The 16967-nt window shown below is 37.9% G+C and carries 19 protein-coding genes and 2 pseudogenes; 2 read left to right on the top strand and 19 right to left on the bottom strand.

Features of this window, described 5'->3' with window-relative positions; translation table 11 throughout:
- Window positions 1–3: 3 nt before the first annotated feature.
- From IGL36_RS05395 to IGL36_RS05345, 11 genes and pseudogenes are all read right to left on the bottom strand, one after another.
- Window positions 4–930: a distal tail protein Dit gene (locus tag IGL36_RS05395; RefSeq protein WP_002365553.1), complete on the bottom strand. Its 927-nt coding sequence runs from the start codon at window positions 928–930 to the stop codon at window positions 4–6.
- A 1-nt stretch (window position 931) separates the two neighbouring features.
- Entirely contained in the window at window positions 932–3865 is a 2934-nt protein-coding gene (locus tag IGL36_RS05390; RefSeq protein WP_002405212.1) for a phage tail protein, read from the bottom strand.
- Window positions 3855–4223, bottom strand: coding sequence for a hypothetical protein (locus IGL36_RS05385; protein WP_002365551.1), 369 nt, complete (start codon window positions 4221–4223; stop codon window positions 3855–3857). Before IGL36_RS05385 ends, IGL36_RS05390 begins: the two co-directional genes overlap by 11 nt.
- 17 nt (window positions 4224–4240) lie before the next feature.
- Window positions 4241–4600 carry a tail assembly chaperone gene (locus tag IGL36_RS05380; RefSeq protein WP_002357848.1) on the bottom strand — a complete coding sequence of 120 codons (360 nt, stop codon included), beginning with the start codon at window positions 4598–4600 and terminating at the stop codon, window positions 4241–4243.
- Window positions 4601–4632: 32 nt separating this feature from the next.
- Window positions 4633–5145 carry a phage major tail protein, TP901-1 family gene (locus IGL36_RS05375; RefSeq protein ID WP_002365550.1) on the bottom strand — a complete coding sequence of 171 codons (513 nt, stop codon included), beginning with the start codon at window positions 5143–5145 and terminating at the stop codon, window positions 4633–4635.
- 12 nt (window positions 5146–5157) lie between these two features.
- Window positions 5158–5574 carry a hypothetical protein gene (locus IGL36_RS05370; RefSeq protein WP_002398212.1) on the bottom strand — a complete coding sequence of 139 codons (417 nt, stop codon included), beginning with the start codon at window positions 5572–5574 and terminating at the stop codon, window positions 5158–5160.
- Between the two features lie 220 nt (window positions 5575–5794).
- Complete coding sequence (locus tag IGL36_RS05365) at window positions 5795–6202, bottom strand: RinA family phage transcriptional activator (protein WP_002360491.1); 408 nt, start codon at window positions 6200–6202, stop codon at window positions 5795–5797.
- Between the two features lie 19 nt (window positions 6203–6221).
- Window positions 6222–6614 carry a hypothetical protein gene (locus tag IGL36_RS05360; RefSeq protein ID WP_002363798.1) on the bottom strand — a complete coding sequence of 131 codons (393 nt, stop codon included), beginning with the start codon at window positions 6612–6614 and terminating at the stop codon, window positions 6222–6224.
- A gap of 66 nt (window positions 6615–6680) precedes the next feature.
- Window positions 6681–7523 carry an ATP-binding protein gene (locus IGL36_RS05355; protein ID WP_002365547.1) on the bottom strand — a complete coding sequence of 281 codons (843 nt, stop codon included), beginning with the start codon at window positions 7521–7523 and terminating at the stop codon, window positions 6681–6683.
- Window positions 7524–7541: 18 nt separating this feature from the next.
- A pseudogene (locus IGL36_RS05350) lies at window positions 7542–8296 on the bottom strand (DnaD domain protein).
- A 45-nt stretch (window positions 8297–8341) separates the two neighbouring features.
- Window positions 8342–8524: a hypothetical protein gene (locus IGL36_RS05345; protein ID WP_002371822.1), complete on the bottom strand. Its 183-nt coding sequence runs from the start codon at window positions 8522–8524 to the stop codon at window positions 8342–8344.
- A gap of 168 nt (window positions 8525–8692) precedes the next feature.
- Between IGL36_RS05345 and IGL36_RS05340 the strand changes: the two genes are divergently transcribed.
- Together IGL36_RS05340 and IGL36_RS05335 are read left to right on the top strand one after the other, a co-directional pair.
- Window positions 8693–9175, top strand: a complete 483-nt coding sequence (locus IGL36_RS05340; RefSeq protein ID WP_002360496.1) for a helix-turn-helix domain-containing protein — start codon at window positions 8693–8695, stop codon at window positions 9173–9175.
- A 34-nt stretch (window positions 9176–9209) separates the two neighbouring features.
- Window positions 9210–9695, top strand: a complete 486-nt coding sequence (locus IGL36_RS05335; RefSeq protein ID WP_002382232.1) for a toxin — start codon at window positions 9210–9212, stop codon at window positions 9693–9695.
- Window positions 9696–9754: 59 nt separating this feature from the next.
- Here the strand turns inward: IGL36_RS05335 and IGL36_RS05330 are convergent, their stop codons facing one another.
- The 8 genes and pseudogenes from IGL36_RS05330 to rimP all read right to left on the bottom strand — a co-directional run bounded on the left by IGL36_RS05330 (window position 9755) and on the right by rimP (window position 16800).
- Complete coding sequence (locus tag IGL36_RS05330; RefSeq protein ID WP_010716961.1) at window positions 9755–9985, bottom strand: hypothetical protein; 231 nt, start codon at window positions 9983–9985, stop codon at window positions 9755–9757.
- 114 nt (window positions 9986–10099) lie between these two features.
- Window positions 10100–11502, bottom strand: a pseudogene (locus tag IGL36_RS05325) (IS3 family transposase).
- 82 nt (window positions 11503–11584) lie between these two features.
- Window positions 11585–11935: a 30S ribosome-binding factor RbfA gene (rbfA, locus tag IGL36_RS05320; RefSeq protein ID WP_002397849.1), complete on the bottom strand. Its 351-nt coding sequence runs from the start codon at window positions 11933–11935 to the stop codon at window positions 11585–11587.
- Window positions 11936–11959: 24 nt separating this feature from the next.
- Window positions 11960–14356 carry a translation initiation factor IF-2 gene (gene infB / locus IGL36_RS05315; protein WP_002397848.1) on the bottom strand — a complete coding sequence of 799 codons (2397 nt, stop codon included), beginning with the start codon at window positions 14354–14356 and terminating at the stop codon, window positions 11960–11962.
- 12 nt (window positions 14357–14368) lie between these two features.
- Window positions 14369–14674, bottom strand: coding sequence for a YlxQ-related RNA-binding protein (locus IGL36_RS05310; protein ID WP_002357860.1), 306 nt, complete (start codon window positions 14672–14674; stop codon window positions 14369–14371).
- A complete protein-coding gene (gene rnpM / locus IGL36_RS05305) occupies window positions 14664–14963 on the bottom strand; it encodes an RNase P modulator RnpM (protein WP_002363794.1) in 300 nt (99 codons plus the stop codon). Before rnpM ends, IGL36_RS05310 begins: the two co-directional genes overlap by 11 nt.
- Before the next feature lie 20 nt (window positions 14964–14983).
- Window positions 14984–16183 carry a transcription termination factor NusA gene (gene nusA, locus IGL36_RS05300; protein WP_002357862.1) on the bottom strand — a complete coding sequence of 400 codons (1200 nt, stop codon included), beginning with the start codon at window positions 16181–16183 and terminating at the stop codon, window positions 14984–14986.
- Between the two features lie 143 nt (window positions 16184–16326).
- Window positions 16327–16800, bottom strand: coding sequence for a ribosome maturation factor RimP (rimP, locus tag IGL36_RS05295; protein WP_002357863.1), 474 nt, complete (start codon window positions 16798–16800; stop codon window positions 16327–16329).
- Window positions 16801–16967 lie beyond the last annotated feature (167 nt).

Raw genomic sequence — 16967 nt, 5'->3', positions numbered from 1 at the left:
CTCCTACACAAATCGGTTAGGATAGCGAATCGTCAAGCGGAAGTCGCTATCTTTGGCTTGAATATACAGCGGTTCATTGGGATATAGATAAAAATCGTTCATTGGTCGAATCATCGGTGCACCATTTTTTGTCAGATAAAAATTTTCAGTATCAATGATAATTTCCGAACGATCAAAGTCTCCTAAGTTAATTGTATCGTTCCGTGTTTTAATCCAAACACCACGTCCGGTTCCTGTTAAAATAATGGTCGGTTTGACTTTTAATCCTTCGACCGTAGGATAAATTTCAATTGGCCGAACTTCTTTGCCTAAATCCCCCATCGTGTAGGCCCGATTTTGAAAGGTAATCATGGTTGATCCCCAATAAGCCCCGCCTTCAATTAAAATTGGAAAATCAACTGCACCTGAGCCTGTATTCCCCATTAAGTAATTCGCTTGAAATGTAATGGTTGGCGAACCCCACATCACACTAGTCGCATCACTCCGTGTGTATTTATACGGATCAGAAAGCAATAAAGTAAAGGTGCCTGTTACTTGGTTAACACCTTCGGGTACATCACTCACTGAAGACTTACTGCCAAACCACAGCATTTCCGGTTCATCGTTAAACCAAATAGAAACGTCTTTTTCCGTAAACAAAGCAACGTTTAAATGATTAAATGCATCTCGAAATGCTTCATTATTCACAGCTGAAAGGCGATATTTGACTGTTAATTCTCGTTCTGGAATTCGCGCATAAACGTGACGTTTACCATCACGAATCCCTAATTGATAGCTTTCAATTTCGCTTGGAACTAATTCTCGTCCTGAAACTGATAATGTTTGATAGCCAGGGATGACTTTTTCTAAAAATTGGCCGTTAAAATTCAACGCTTCTGAAGGAAGAGGCGTTGAATGAGTTGCTTGATTGGTATCAACAAATTTATACATGTTATCCTCTCCTTCCTAAGCGGTTATTTTGTTTCACTTGTTGTCGTTGTAACTCCGTTGCTAAATAAGGCGCCGTAGTTGCTGCGACAACTTTTCCATCTAACGTTGACTCTACTGTCACAAATAATGGTCGATTGTATGCATCATTTTCTAAACGATGGTCAATCGTTGCCGTGAAGTTTCCTCGACCAGCTAAGTCCAAGGCAAAATCATTTAACAGCGGTAAATCTAAAATAGAAGCCATTGCTCTACTAACGGCTGTTTCGCCTGCATAAATCCCCGTGGCAATCGTGCCGCCGAAATTCAATTTATGCAAATCAGATAAGGGACCTTCTTTTGCTGGTGAAAATGGTAAAAAGTTACGAATTTTACTGACGACCCCATCGATTGCTTCTTTGGCTTTTCCAATTGCGCCTGTAATTCCATCAGCAATCATGCCGACAATATTCGCACCGGCATCGGTGAATTTTGAAAACCAACCTTGGATTGCTTGCCAAGCACCTTCAATTACAGAACCAATGGCATTTTTTACCTGATCGGCTGCATTGGTAACCCCATTTTTGATATTTTCAACTAACTGTCCGCCAGAAGCTAATAGTTGACCAAAATAAGAACCAATCTTCGTGATCATTTGTGAGATTAATGTTCCTGCTGCGGACAACAAGGCACCCAATAGACTGAGTGCACCATTAATTAAGGCTTGAATCAGTTGAATCCCAGCACTTAATAACTGTGGCAACGCATTGATTAACGCACCCATTAAAGCGGTAATTAGCGTAATTGCTGCAGTAACCAATTGCGGTAAAATTGAAATAATCCCTTGGATCAAAGCCATTAGCAATTTGACACCTGCGCTGATGATTTGTGGTAAGGCACCAATTAAGGCATTTACCAATGTCAAAATTAAGGTAATAGCTGCTGCAACTAAGGTTGGTAAAATCGAAATAATCCCTTGAATTAACGCCATTAACAATTTGACACCTGCGCTGATAATCTGTGGTAAGGCACCTATCAACGCAGTCACTAACGCTAGAATAATCGTCAGTGCTGATTGAATTAACTGAGGTAAAATCGTCATAATCCCAGTGATTAATGCCATCAAAATTTGTAAACCAGCAGTCAAAATCAACGGTAACATAGTAACAAATGCATTAACTAAGGCCGTGATAATTGAAACACCTGCTGTAACTAGCATTGGTAACGCTGTGACAAAAGCTGTCACTAATGTAGTGATGATATTAATCGCTGCAGTTGTAATTGTTGGCAAGGCGGTGACAATCGCATTAACTAAAGTCATTAATAAGCTCAAACCAACTTCTATCAACATTGGTAAGACTGTTGTAATCCCCTGAATCAACGTAGTAATAATTTGTGTTGCCGCTTCAATTAAGACGGGCAAATTGGCAACGATCGCACCAACAATTAACGTAATTAAACTAGATAACGCGGTTACGATGCTTGGAATAGCTTCTGTTATTTTCCCGAGAATACTGGTTAAGACGGTTGTAAAAAGTTGTATAACTTTCGGTAGATTAGCCGCAAGCATTGTTGTAACCGATGTAATCGTGTTACCTAAATTATCAAAGACTTGGGTAATACCACCCGCACTCAAATCACCGGTTTTCATCCAGGCCGTCACGAATGAAACAATCAAGGAAATAATTAGACCAAACGGCCCAGAAATTCCTAATGCAGCCAGTGCAACCTTTGTCAGAACTTTTACCAAAAGACCAACCGCTAAACCAGCTTTGTCAAAGGTGCCACCGAATTGCCCTAATAAGTTACTACCTAATTGCAAGCCGCTGGCAAAAACGCCTGCTAGCACACGACCAATTGTTGAAAAAATAGTCGCCATTTTCTCTAAGCCTACTGCAAAAAATTGTTTAAAAACTGCCATTACTTGCTGAAAGGCCGGCTGGATCTGTTGTAGCAATCCTACCAATTTGCCAAACGCCGCTGAAACAGCTCCTTGAATGGCACTAGCTAAGCTATTGATACTATTTCTAAATGTTTCATTGGTTTTATAGAAATAAATAAACGCTGCTACCGCTGCTAAAACGGCTGCTACAATTAAAATTAATGGTCCTCCACCTAAGGCACTAAAACTAGCACTTAGTTTTGATAAGCCACCACCTAACTTCCCAATGTTTCCTTGTACAAGAGCCAAACCAGCACTAAACTGTTGAAATTTTTGCTGAGCCATCGTTACCATAATCAACATGGGCCCAATGGCGGCTAAAATGCCCATAATGGCAACAATAAAAACTTGGACGGGTTTTGGTAATTTGATAAATAAATTCACCAAAGCTGTAATGCCTTTGACGACTGTGATAACCACTTGAACCAAAATTTCCATTCCTGGAGCCATCACGCTTTGAATCACTTGTGCCGCCGCTTCAAATGATTGATTCATCTGAGTCAATGCCCCTTGCAACTCGCCTTGCAATGAATCAGAAATCCCTCCTGCACTGGCCATAATCAGTCCTTGCATTCCTTGAAATTCGCCACTGACCCCAGCACCGACGCCCATAACTGTTTTTAAAACATTCAGCATAGGTAAGGAAACGGCACTAGTCATGGCCGTCCCAAAGCTCAGCATATTATTTTGTGCATTAGTAAAGCCATCAGAGGTTTCTTTCCCCGCTTTTTTAGCTGCTTCACCGGCTTGTTCAGCAGAATCTGTTAACGCTGTGTTCATTTGATCTGCTGCCTTTGCTGTTTCGTCTCCTGTTTTTTTCACTGTTTCTCCAGATTGTTGCATGACGGTTTTAAATGTGTTCATGACCGTGGCTGACTGATTGACACCCGCACTAATTTTCCCTAAATATCCACTTAATAAGGCATACTCACCGCTCATACTTTTTAATGCTTGTTGGACGCCTGCAAGGCTTTTCTTTGCCTCCGATAACGGCGTTTTTTCTTTGTCATTCTCCATCTACTCTCCTCCCTTCTCGATAGCGGCGTAGACGCTCTGCCACAGTGGCAAGTTGCGTTTTTTTCCGCTCATTTAATTTTGTTCGTTGTGGCTGGTTAGCTGCCAGAACTTCAGCAACTCGTTTTTCATAATCATAAAAACTTTTAAAGCTTTCAAAAACGGGTTTTCCTTTTTTGTTTGTCGCTTGCGCTTTAACATTTAAGTAGGCAAGCTCGTGCCTTTTCCGCTCTTCATCTACTTCTGCTAAATTAAAAGCAATCATTCGTAATTCAAATTCAGACATGGTCATCCGATCCACTTCTTCAAATGAATGACAGCCTAAGTAGCGAAAAGCAGAAAGAGCGATGTCGTGATACACGTCATCGCTCGTTTTAATTAGTTGGTCGCTTGCGCTTCTGCTTTCTTCGCTTCTTTGCTGAACTGATCGATCATTGGTTTTGTAAGAGGTTGCTTTCCCATTTCTTTAAGCAAATCATCTGAAAGTTTTTTGACATCTTGGGTCATTAACCATGCTTCAATTTCCGACTTACCTATTTTTAATTGCCCACTTTGTAAAGCTTCCATGATGTCAACTAAGATTACTGGATTGTATTGGCGTAAATAAATCATTGCTGAACTGATGCCCATGCCGAATTTGGCAGCGCCATTTTCAATTTGGTAACGTTTATCTAATTCGCGAATCGCGCCAATCGTAAATTTCACTTCAATTGTTTTTCCGTTAATCTCTAAATTCATTTTTTATCCTCCTAAAATTCAACACTTTTTGATTATTCGCCAGGTTGTGGTGCTTTATCTGGAACGGTATCTTGGAACGCATATTGTGCTTCTGCAATAATATCTGCTTCTACTGTTGCAAAACCATCTTGTGGTTTGCCATTAATAGAGGCTTCTGTTTCAATTTCTACTAATTCTTCTACATTGGCTGGTAAACTCCATGAATTTACATAACCTTGGGCATAAATTGCTGGATATTTACCTTCCGCATTTTTTTCACCTTTTAAATCAACATCCCAAAATTCCATTAAGATGCCATCTTCGACTGCGTCTTTCATGTATAAATTTTCATCATCTCGAGAGGCTAAACCGCTTAACGATAACGTAACTTCTAAACCAGATACAGCATTCGCAACGCCATCTTTTGTTTGCGTACCGCTCGATTCACGTGAGAATTCCCATTCATGTTCAATTTGAAATAAGGGTTTCATTGCTTTCTTTGTCGCTGCTTCATCCAAGCGACGAACTAATAAAATACGGTCTTTTCCTTGCATAACTTCTCCCATTGATAATTCCTCCTAGTAAAATTGCATGTGTAATGGTAGTACAGCATGCCAAATTGTTTTTTTCATTTGTTTGGTATCTTTTACCATTTGTGCTTTGACTTCTTGATGTTTGATACCCCAATTAAAATGAGCCGTTCGTTTTAAGTTACTGGTTGCCTGCCGTAAAATCGTTCCTTTAATTGTAGAAATTTGTTGTCGTTCAGATAACGCACCATAAACATGCATTATTAATTCAATTTCACCCAAAATAGCTGATTTAGTTGGCTTAGGTAATTCTTTACTATCACCTAAGTAAACAAATGGCTGACCTGGTAAATCTGTCGGCAGTTCCTCTAGCAACAAAAATCCTGACGTCTGGCATATTGCAACAAGGGCTTCATATAACTCTTGTTCCGCTTCATTCATTTTTAGCGCCACCTTTCCATTCAAAAAATTCAGGATTGGTTAACAAATTGGCTCTCTTCTAGTCAAAATGAAGGATTTTGAAAGTAGCCGGCATTTTCTGCTCCTTCATAGCTGACACAAGAAAGCAGTCAAAATTATAGAATTCCGTGTCTTCATTTTTTGGTTGCCTCACGTTTATCTATCTCTTTCGACACTATTAATTTACCATGTTGACACCTGAAAAAATTCCACGCTTTTTCCATGTTTACATCCCTAGTTCATCCGCCACCGCTTCAAAGAAATGATTTCTTAATTTATAGGCTTGGCTTTTACTAATAAATAATTGCTGGGCAAGTCCAATTAATGTTAAAGAGGGCCGTTTTTTCATATATAGTTCTTCAATAATCACGCGCGTTTGTTCATCCGCTTCAGCTAAACAATTTTTGATAATGTCTCGATTTCTCTCTAAGTTCCACAGACGACGATCCATAGCTATCGTAATCGCCATTCGTTCGGTCACTACAGAGTGAAGTCCTTGTCCTCTAATACCAGCATTTAAATCTGCTTCTTGATAAGGGTGCCGTAATTCTTCTTCCCGTTGCCGGATATACTCATCTGTTTTATAAAAGTCTGCTAAAATATCTTTGATATAATTAAATGTTGACGTACGCATTGGTTAATCTCCTTTACTTTTATTCATTTAAAAGTGTTAATCGATAAATAAAATAACACTCTTTCGACATGTCTAAGCCGTGACGAATCGCTTCATCTGAATAACCGAGCCAAATTAAATAGAGATACTCGCTTTTTGTAAACGATGCGGCCTTGATGGATTGGATGGGTCTTGATTGATCCATCGACCAATTACCGATTGCTTGTCCTAATTCTTGAATTTCCTGCATAATAAGTTTATTTTTTTGACTTGCCCAATCGGGATATTGATTCATTAGTTGTAAGAGTCGTTTTCTTTTTTGTGCTTTTTCGCTTTGTTGCTTTGAAATATCTTTAAATACAACGCTTTTCATTTCAAATAAATCTTTTTTACATTTTGTTAAATTACTCATGTTTACGGCCTTCTCTTTCACCAATTAGATAACCTAACATCAGTGTCATTGTCCAAAAGATAAACCCAATAATAATTGTTAACATATTTATTTCACACTCCTCATTCGCTTGTCTGTTGTGTCTTTATATTGGAAAACATAGCCACTGGCGTGCTTCATTAGACGAGAAATAATGCGTGTTCCATAGGCCTCCACCAGTTGTTTTCCAGAAAAATTAGTAGTAAAAATAGTTGCTTTATTCTGTCTAGCTTCTAAAATTCGGTTTAAGATGTCATTGTTAAAATCCGTACTAACTTTATTTTTAATTCCTAATTCAGCACCTAAATCATCTAAGACCAAAACGTCTGCTTTTTTCATTCTAGTAATATACGCTTGAGCCTTTGCTTGGCTTTTGGCCGATTCATTCATGGACATTTTTAGTTTTTCTAATAACTCAGAGTAGCTGACAAATAAACAATACTTTTGATATGCAGAGCGTTCTAAGACTTCAACTAAAATACTGATAGCCAAATGACTTTTACCGACACCAGGTTTCCCTGAAAAAATAACGTGAATTGGCTTTTCTTCAACAATCGCTGAAACTGCTGCTAAGGCCCGTTCTTTTGCTTGTCTTGTTTCTAATTCAGTGGTTTGGTAATTGGTTAAACGACATTGCCGTAGCGCATCATCAGCAATTAAGGACCCTTGATGAAAAAATTTTTGTGTACGTGCCATAAAACTCTCTTGAGAACGTTGTTGAGTGGCTTCTTGTTCATGTTTTTTTAGCATTTTATACCCACACGACCAACAAGTTGGGGCACAACGTTCTGTGCCATCTTTATTTTTTTGTTGCCAAACATATTGTTCACTGCCACATTCAGGACAACGGTCTTCAACTTTTTCTAACAATTGACTCAATAGTATTTGAAAAGTTTGATCTGTCGCATGCATACTGATTTCCTCCTTTCTTTAAAAACCTAACTCTTGATATTCTTCTGTCATTTGCGGCGCATGCTCCGACACTTGTTTTTTATCATTTACCAGAACTTCATGTACGGATAAATAATTTTGTTGCTCCCAACTTTTCAAAATAGCATTTACATAGCCGTAATTCCGTTTATTTCGATCGACGGCAATTCCTAAAGCATGCAAGATTAATTGGCATGCTTCCTCTTGGCTAGCCCCTTTTTGTATAAAATCTTGCAACCAATACTTAAAATCTTGGCTTGTTTTTGAGGCCAGTGTACCAAAGCCGTTTTCCTCATAAAAATGATAAATCATCTTTAAACAATCGTTTTCTGAACTACTACCTTGACTCTGACCTAACTTAGACTGGACTATGCTTTCCTGTGGTAACCGTTGGTAGTCAGCTGGTTGACCACTGACAGACGATTCTACTTTAAACGTATAAGCTTTGCTATTTTTTCAACAATCTGATTTTTCTCTTCTTGATACAAGGTTGGTTTGTAACGATCACTGCGAATATAATTATGAATTTTCCAATGTTTGATAACGATCACACCACTTTCAAATACTAGAATAAATTTTTTAACCATCAACAATTTTAGATCGTCTTCCCCACAACCGACCATTCGCTGCAATTTTTTGGGATTATTGATAAATCCATCATCATCGGCACGCATCGCTAAATGAAAATACAGGGCCTGACTTGATAAGGGCATATCTAAAAACGCATCACTATCAATAATCGTTTTTGCAAACATGCGTCGTTCTGCCAATCCGCTTCTCTCCTTTTGACTAAATTATTGTTATTCTGTTAGTAATTCCATGAGGCCAATCATACCAATCACGATGGCTCCAATTTTTATTGAGACACTGCTTATTAATAAAATAATTGCTAAAAGTAACATATCCGACAACGTTTTTTTATAATTCCGACTCATTTCTTCACCCTTTCTACAAAAATACGGTTTTCCGAACAAAGTGTTCAAAAAAATAGTTCAGTTAACCGAACATTCGAATGGCTCTATCTTAGCATCAAATATTTTCACTGTCAACTCATAAGTTCGGTTTTATGAACCGGTGATTTTAATTGCGATTGTTACTTGCCTTCTCTAAACAGGTATAGTATACTTTGAGGCAATAGGAGGTTCGGAAATATGAACATTTTTGCTGTCCGTTTAAAAGAGGCTTTAACAGCCAAGAACATCAAACCTAGTGATTTAGCGAAAAAAACTGGCATCGGTAAATCTTCAATCAGCGATTGGCTAGCTGGTCGTTACGAAGCAAAACAAGACAAAGTTTATCGCATTGCAGATGCATTAGACATTAATGAGGCCTGGTTGATGGGACAAGAAGTTCCCATGGAAAAAAATGCCTCAACTATCGACCGCATTTATAAAAAATTAGAACCCCAACGACAAGCCATCGTTTATCAATTTGCCGAACAACAATTACACGAACAACAAACGCAAGCAGAAATTCTCTCATTCCCTCGCCGTGACGAAATGACACTGGCTGCCCACGCTGGGGATCCAGAAAAGATATTTTCAAAAGAAGAAATCGAGAAAATTCACGATTACTTGGATGAAATTGATGCCAAATATCAACAATCGATTTCTTCTGACAAAAAAGAGGATTAACTTCCCATCTACTCTTTTTATTAAGTAATGGCAGGTGAATGGTAAAGTGAATGATTATGAAAAACTCGTCAGTTCCATTCAAAAGGATGTGACGGTTTTAGAAATTGATTTATACAATCAAACAGGTTGTTATGGGTTGTATCGAAATGGCAAAATTTATATTGAAAAAACATTGAGTACCCGTCAAAAGAAGAATATTTTAGCCGAGGAATACGGGCATTATCAAACATCCGTTGGCACTATTTTAAATCAAAATTGTACAGAAAATCGGAAGCAAGAGTTGAAAGCCCGCAATGTGGCCTTAGAGCAATTAGTTACATTAGACGATTTAATTCGTTGCTCTGAAGCTGGCTTAAGCAACCATTATTCTTGTGCTGAATTTTTGGAAATCGATGTTGAAACATTAAAAAATGTGATTACGTACTATCGACAAAAGTATGGCGCCACTTATCTTTATAAAGGACGGATTTTTGAATTTAGGGATTATTCTGTGATGGTATTAAATACTGGGTTAACTTAAAAAGCATGGAACAAAATCAATAAGGATTTTGTTCCATGCTTAAAAGTATTCTGGAAAATTCAAGAGCGGTTTTTGTACCAATGGTTAATATGTCCGACGCCAAGCATAAGATTTGGGACAAGTATGAGGACGAATATAAATGACGGCCAAAATCCGATGAACTGAATAATACGTTCCCGCATACTATGTAGTATAAAGAAGAAAAGAAAAAAGTACAGGGAACTTTTACCTGAACCCATTTCTTTTAAATAGCGATCTCCATTTTTATAGAAAGCAACAATTCTTTTCATCTTTGCACCTCCATGACTATTTTATCAAGAAATCATGAAAAGAAAAAGCACACCATTCGTGTAGTGACCCCAAAAAGTTAGACTTTTTATAGAGTGGATTTTTCCACTCTATTTTTATGCAGTTTTTTGATTGAATTGTCGAAATTCTACTGGGCTTTTCCAGTTAAGTTTTTCCTTGATTCGGTGATGATTGTAATAATAAATGTAGTTCTCAATTGCTTCTCTCAATTCATTTTGACTTTGATAGATTTTTCCATAGTACACTTCTTGTTTTAGGATACTGAAGAAATTCTCCATAGGAGAATTATCTAAACAGGTTCCTTTTCGAGACATACTTTGAAAGATATTGTTGTCCTTTAATGCTTGTATATAGACATTCATTTGATAAGCCCAGCCTTGATCAGAGTGAAAGGTGCGCCGATAGGGACAATCATTTGTTTGAGAAATTGCTTCTTTCAGACCTTCCATAACTGTTTTACCATTTGGTTGAGTAGAAAGGCTATAGCTTAGAATTTCACTATTATACATATCCATAAATGGATCTAAGTATAGTTTTTTCTGACGAAAGATGCCTACGTTATCTGCTTCAAAGTACTTAAATTCAGTTGTATCAGTTGTAATTTTTTGATGAGGAACAGAGGTTTTAAATCGGCGACGAATCAAATTTTTAGCGATTTTACCAACGGTTCCTTTATAGGAATTATATTTTCTGGATTTCTTAGTAAAAGCTTTGACTTGTAACTTTAACTTTTGTATTAATCGCTGGACTTTCTTTTTATTCACTTGAAATCCACGTCGTTTCAATTCTTGGGTCATCCTTCTATAGCCATAATGTTGATGTTTTTTACGAATCGCTTGAATTTCTTCTTCAATGATTTGTGTTGAAGCTGTTCTGTCGAGGCGTTTTTGCCAGTACATGTAAGTAGATTTTGGAAACCTTAGGGTTTCCAAAATATCTTTTAATCGAAAGTGTCTTCGGAGACTGTGAATGATTCGTGCGATTCGTTCATTTTTTGTTCGTCCTCTAAACGCAGTCTCCTCAATTCTTTTAAATAGGCATTCTCAATTTTTAACATTCTATTTTCTTTTTCTAGTTTCTCTACTTGAGATCGTTCACTTGGTAATGGTTGGCTTTCCTTTTGTTTCTTCTTAGGCATGGTAGGTGGACGTCCTTTCTGTTTAGAGAGTCCCTCTATACCAAACTTCTGATACGTTCTAAGCCAATTCGCAATCAATGATGGATTGTTCATTTTTAGAAGATTAGCTACTTCTTGATAGGACAACTCTGTTGTTAAATATAACTCTATCGCATCTAGCTTAAATTGAACAGAGTAATTCTTATTTTTTTGACTGCGAAGTAGGCCTTCTTCACCAAGTTCCTTATAGGCATTTATCCATTTGCTTATTTGAGAACTATCTTTAAACCCATACTTCTTTGCGAGAAACCTTAGACCTCCTTGACCAGATAAGTAGTCATGAACAAGTTTAAGTTTAAATTCAAAACTGTATTTTGCCATACAAAAAAACCTCCAAAAGTTAGATTTCTAGGTCTAACTTTTGGGGGTCGGCTCATTCGTCTGGTGTGCTTTTTCTTTTTAATTATTCACCTTGATTCAACTTACGAATCAACTCATCAATGTGATTTCCGTATTGGACAGATTCGTCTCTTTCAAAAATCAACTCTGGTGTTTTATACAAGGTTAACCGTTGTCCTAATTCTTTACGAATCAGTCCTTTGGCTTTGTCTAAGCCTTGTTGAGCTTTTTGTTGTTCGGAAGCTAAATCAGATAACAAGCTGTAATAAATCGTTGCTTGTTGTAAATCACCGGTCACACGAACATCTGTAATAGTGATGCCTTGGACGCGCGGATCTCTGATGCGTTTGTTCAAGATATCATTCACTTCACGCATGATTTCTTGACCTAAACGACGGTCACGATAATTTGCCATAGTGTCTTCCTCCAATTACTAAAATTATTGTTTGATTTCTTCCATAATGAAGCCTTCAATCGCATCATCTACACGTAAATCATTGAAGTTTTCAATCATAGCCCCACATTCAAAACCAAGTTTGACTTCTTTCACGTCATCTTTAAAGCGTTTCAAGCTTGCTAATTTACCTTCATAAATAACAATACCATCACGAATGACACGCACGCCACTATCGCGGCGAATAAAGCCTTCTGTAACATAACAGCCAGCGATTGTGCCAACTTTAGATACTTTGTACAATTCACGAACCGTCATTTGACCCGTAATTTTTTCTTCAAATTCTGGATCTAATAACCCTTTCATCGCTGTTTCGATTTCTTCTAGGGCTTTATAGATAATACGGTGTAAACGAATATCAACTTCTTCTTGTTCTGCTTGTTGTTTTGCTTGTGGTGTTGGGCGAACGTTAAAGCCGATAATAATCGCATTACTTGCTGCGGCTAAAGTTACGTCGCTTTCATTGATGGCCCCAACTGCCGCGTGAACAATTTTCACACGAACGCCTTCTACATCAATTTTTTGTAAACTTGCTGAAACGGCTTCGGCAGATCCTTGTACGTCTGCTTTGACAATGATATTAACTTCTTTTAATTCGCCTTCTTTTAGACTTTCAAATAAGTTATCCAATGTCACACGGCTACTTGCTGAACGTTGTTCAAGCAACGCACGTTTAGCCCGTTCTTCCCCTGCTTGACGTGCTGTTTTTTCATCTTCAAAGACCACAAAACGATCACCCGCTTGAGGAACATCATTTAATCCGGTAATTTCTACAGGAGTTGCGGGTCCTGCTTCTTTATCACGGCGGCCCATGTCATTGGTCATCACACGAACACGTCCGTAAGTATTACCAACAACGATTGGATCACCAACATGTAAAGTTCCTTGTTGAACGAGTAATGTCGCAACCGGACCTTTACCTTTATCTAAGCGCGCTTCAATCACTGTTCCAATTGCTTTTTGCGTTGGATCAGCTTTTAAGTCTTCTACTTCAGCAATCAATAAAATATTTTCCAATAGCTCATCAATGTTTTGATTGAATTTCGCTGAAATATTGACGAAAATCGTATCTCCACCCCATTCTTCAGGAATTAATTCATGTTCACTTAATTCTTGTTTCACATGATCAGGGTTCGCACCAGGCTTATCAATTTTGTTAACTGCTACAATAATCGGCACTTTTGCCGCTTTGGCATGGTTAATCGCCTCGATTGTTTGTGGCATTACTCCATCGTCCGCTGCAACAACTAAGATGGTAATATCAGTGATGCTGGCACCACGCGCGCGCATACTTGTAAAGGCCGCATGTCCTGGTGTATCTAAGAACGTAATTGGTTTGCCATCAATATCTAACTGATAGGCACCAATATGCTGCGTGATACCGCCTGCTTCACCTGAAGTCACACGAGAATGGCGCAATGTATCTAATAATGTTGTTTTCCCGTGGTCTACGTGTCCCATGATTGTGACAACAGGGGGACGTGTAGTTAAGTTTTCTTCAACAACTGCTTCTGGTTCGAAGAATTTATCAATGTCCGCAATATCAACTTGAACTTTTTCTTGCGGTTCCATGCCATAGTCCACAGCTAATAATTCAATTGTATCTTTATCTAAGGCTTGGTTTTGGTTAACCATGACACCCATCATAAATAATTTTTTGATGATTTCCGCTGGTTCGCGGTGGATTTTTTTCGCAATATCCGCCACGTTCATACCTTCTGTATATTCTAAAACATCTGGTAATTCACGGAATTTACGTGCTGGTACTGCTGGCTTCGCTGATTCTTGTTGATGTTTGCCTTTTTTCCCTTTTTTATTGAAACGATTGCGGTTTTGGTTATTAAAGTTATTCCGGTTATTACGATTTTGACCGCCACCAAAATTGTTGTTACGGTTTTGGCCGCCACGGTTTTGGTTGTTCCCGCCATTGTTATTTTGGCTGGTCCGATTTTGATTCGTTGTAGAACCGTTATTGTTTTGGGTATTGCGGTTTTGATTGTTTGTATTTGTTTGATTGCTACGGTTTTGTGTGTTGCTTTGGCCGTGACGATTTTGGTTGTTGTTGTTTCTTTGTTGTCCATTCGTTGATTGATTGTTTGGACGATTTTGGTTATTTCTTTGTTCACCAGGTTTATTGTTCATTGGTTTCTTATTGGCTGGTTTATTTTGTGTTGTTTGTTGCTTTTGGTTGTTTGTTGCTTTTGATTGAGTATTTACGGTACTTCCTCCTCCGAATGCTTGACGAAGCTTTGTTTCTTGCTCGGAACTAATTGCGCCCATATGGTTTTTAACATCCATACCTAATTGATGCGCTTTATTGACAACGTCTTTGCTTGCTTTATTCATTTCTTTTGCTAGTTCATAAATTCTTTTTTTTCCCATGCAATCACCTTCCTAACCTTTTAGTAATTCCTTGATTTTGGTGGCAAATCCTGCATCAGTTACTCCGATAACCATTCGTGGTCGCCCAATCGCTTGGCTGAGCTCGAATTGACTGAACAGTTCGCTAACAGGAACATTATAATAAGAACTTTTGTCCTTGATTTTCTTTCTAGTATTCTCACTGGCATCTTGCGCAACAAACACAAATTTCGCTTTGTTTGCACGAATATCTTTAAGGGTTAATTCCTCGCCTGTGACTAATTTACCGGCGCGCATTGCTAAACCTAAAAGGTTCAAAATTTTGGTTTTATTTTCCATCGCCAAACAACTCTTTGCGGGCTTTTTGATGTGTTACATAATCCAATAGTTCTTGATAAAATTCATCACTTAATTTTGTTTCTAAGACACGATCAAGAATTTTTTTATCCCAAGCTTTTTGGACTTCCGCAGGATCCAAATCAACGTAAGCGCCACGTCCAGGTAATTTACCAGTTGGATCTAAGGCCACTTCGCCTTCTTTGGAGCGAGTAATTCTGACTAATTCTTTTTTCGGTTTCATTTCGCCTGAAACAACCGATTTACGCATTGGAATTTTTCTCTTTTTCATTTTTTCACCCTCCAAAAACGTTATTCTTGTTCAGGTAATTCTTCTGTAATTTCTGCTTCAACAACTGCTTCTTCAGCAGCCAAGTTTTCGTAATCATCTGCCGTCATATCTGAATGGATAATTGCTTCATCCATTTCTTCTGCAACTTCGGCAACTTCTTGATTGGCTTGTTGTTCATAAAATTCAGCCATATCAGATTCTGATTTGATATCAATTTTATGGCCCGTTAATTTAGCAGCTAAGCGCGCATTTTGACCACGTTTACCAATTGCTAATGACAATTGATAATCAGGTACAACGACTGTACATGCTTTGCTATTTTCTGGATCAAAAATAACATCTAATACTTGAGCTGGATTCAAGGCATTACTAATATAAATAGCTGGATCTTCGTTCCATTCCACAATATCCATATTTTCGCCTTTTAATTCATTCACAATCGCTTGGACACGTTGGCCTTTTGGACCGACACAGGTACCCACTGGATCAATATTAGGATCTGTTGAACGAACGGCTACTTTTGAACGATCGCCAGCTTCACGAGCGACGCTTACGATTTCAACAATTCCATCATAAACTTCTGGAATTTCTTGTTCAAAAAGACGTTTTAGTAAATCTGGATGACTACGGCTTACAAAAACTTGTGGGCCTTTTGATGTGTTTTCAACACGTGATACGTAAACTTTAATCCGATCATGCGGTTGGTAAAATTCATTTGGCATTTGATCTTGTTTTGATAAGACTGCTTCGATTTTACCTAAGTTTACATAGATATAACGACGATCTTGACGTTCAACAATTCCTTGCATGATGTCATTTTCGTATTCGCTAAATTCATTATAAATAATTGTTCTTTCTGCTTCACGGACACGTTGTAAAATTACTTGCTTTGCTGTTTGGGCAGCAATGCGGCCAAAGTCTTTTGGTGTAACTTCAAAACGAATTTTGTCGCCGATTTCATATGCACCATTTAATGCAACGGCATCTTTTAATGAAACTTCCAGTTGTGAATCAAATACTTCTTCTGTTACTTCTTTGACAGCATACACATGAATATTGCCTTTTTTTGGTTCAAATTCAACTTCGACGTTGCTTGCTTGTCCATAATGTCTTTTATATGCAGAAACTAAAGCTGCTTGTAACGCTTCAATCACCGTATCTTTAGGAATCCCTTTTTCAGCTTCTAATACGTCTAATGCATTTAACATTTCTTTGCTCATTGTTTTTCTTTTCCTCCTATGGATTCGTTAAAGCTGAACGAGTGGTTCTTCTTCCAAGGGAAAAACTTCTCGTTAAAACTTGTCACAGGCCTAGCTAAAAGTAAAACTTTTAGTGGACCCTTTTTTACATTCGAGTCTGTTGATTAAAATTGAATGGCTAAACGAGCTTTTGCGATATTTTTACGTTCAAAAGTCATTTCCTTCACTCTGGTTTTAATTTTTACACTTAATGTTAATTGTTCTGAATCAAGATGGACTAAGGTACCCTCAATCTGTTTTTCTCCATCAACTGCTTGATAAAGAGAAATATGAATGTACTTACCTACCGCTTGTTCATAATCGCTTTCTTTCTTTAACGGACGTTCTGCTCCCGGAGAAGAAACTTCCAGAAAGTACGCTTGCGGAATTGGATCTGGATCCATTGCATCTAGTTTTTCACTTAATTTTTCGCTGACAAAGGCACATTCCTCAATATCAATGCCACCTTCTTTATCGATAAATACTCGTAAAAACCAATTTTTTCCTTCCTTAACAAACTCTACTTCCACAAGTTCAAAATTTTGTTCTTCTAAGATTGGTGTGACTAACTTTGTTACTGTTTCCACAGCACTACTCAAAATTTTCGCCTCCTTCGAGATTGATGTAACGAACCGTGTCCTGATGACTTTTCCATCAAAAAGAGTGAGCAGAAATCCGCTCACTCCCAACTAGTATCATTACGCTAAAAATAGTATAGCACAGAACCACTCCAAACTCAAATGAACAAGCTAAATCTCTCGAAATT

The sequence above is a fragment of the Enterococcus sp. AZ011 genome, from assembly GCF_050548355.1.
GTDB lineage: Bacteria > Bacillota > Bacilli > Lactobacillales > Enterococcaceae > Enterococcus > Enterococcus faecalis.
The sequence above is the reverse complement of the archived record's forward strand: the minus strand, read 5'-3'. Positions and strand labels throughout refer to the sequence as shown.

Coding starts and splice junctions, on each gene's coding strand:
- IGL36_RS05395 (WP_002365553.1), bottom strand. CDS start 930: ATGTATAAATTTGTTGATACCAATCAAGCAACTCATTCAACGCCTCTT.
- IGL36_RS05390 (WP_002405212.1), bottom strand. CDS start 3,865: ATGGAGAATGACAAAGAAAAAACGCCGTTATCGGAGGCAAAGAAAAGC.
- IGL36_RS05380 (WP_002357848.1), bottom strand. CDS start 4,600: ATGAATTTAGAGATTAACGGAAAAACAATTGAAGTGAAATTTACGATT.
- IGL36_RS05375 (WP_002365550.1), bottom strand. CDS start 5,145: ATGGGAGAAGTTATGCAAGGAAAAGACCGTATTTTATTAGTTCGTCGC.
- IGL36_RS05365 (WP_002360491.1), bottom strand. CDS start 6,202: ATGCGTACGTCAACATTTAATTATATCAAAGATATTTTAGCAGACTTT.
- IGL36_RS05355 (WP_002365547.1), bottom strand. CDS start 7,523: ATGCATGCGACAGATCAAACTTTTCAAATACTATTGAGTCAATTGTTA.
- IGL36_RS05340 (WP_002360496.1), top strand. CDS start 8,693: ATGAACATTTTTGCTGTCCGTTTAAAAGAGGCTTTAACAGCCAAGAAC.
- IGL36_RS05330 (WP_010716961.1), bottom strand. CDS start 9,985: ATGAAAAGAATTGTTGCTTTCTATAAAAATGGAGATCGCTATTTAAAA.
- rbfA (WP_002397849.1), bottom strand. CDS start 11,935: ATGGCAAATTATCGTGACCGTCGTTTAGGTCAAGAAATCATGCGTGAA.
- infB (WP_002397848.1), bottom strand. CDS start 14,356: ATGGGAAAAAAAAGAATTTATGAACTAGCAAAAGAAATGAATAAAGCA.
- IGL36_RS05310 (WP_002357860.1), bottom strand. CDS start 14,674: ATGGAAAATAAAACCAAAATTTTGAACCTTTTAGGTTTAGCAATGCGC.
- rnpM (WP_002363794.1), bottom strand. CDS start 14,963: ATGAAAAAGAGAAAAATTCCAATGCGTAAATCGGTTGTTTCAGGCGAA.
- nusA (WP_002357862.1), bottom strand. CDS start 16,183: ATGAGCAAAGAAATGTTAAATGCATTAGACGTATTAGAAGCTGAAAAA.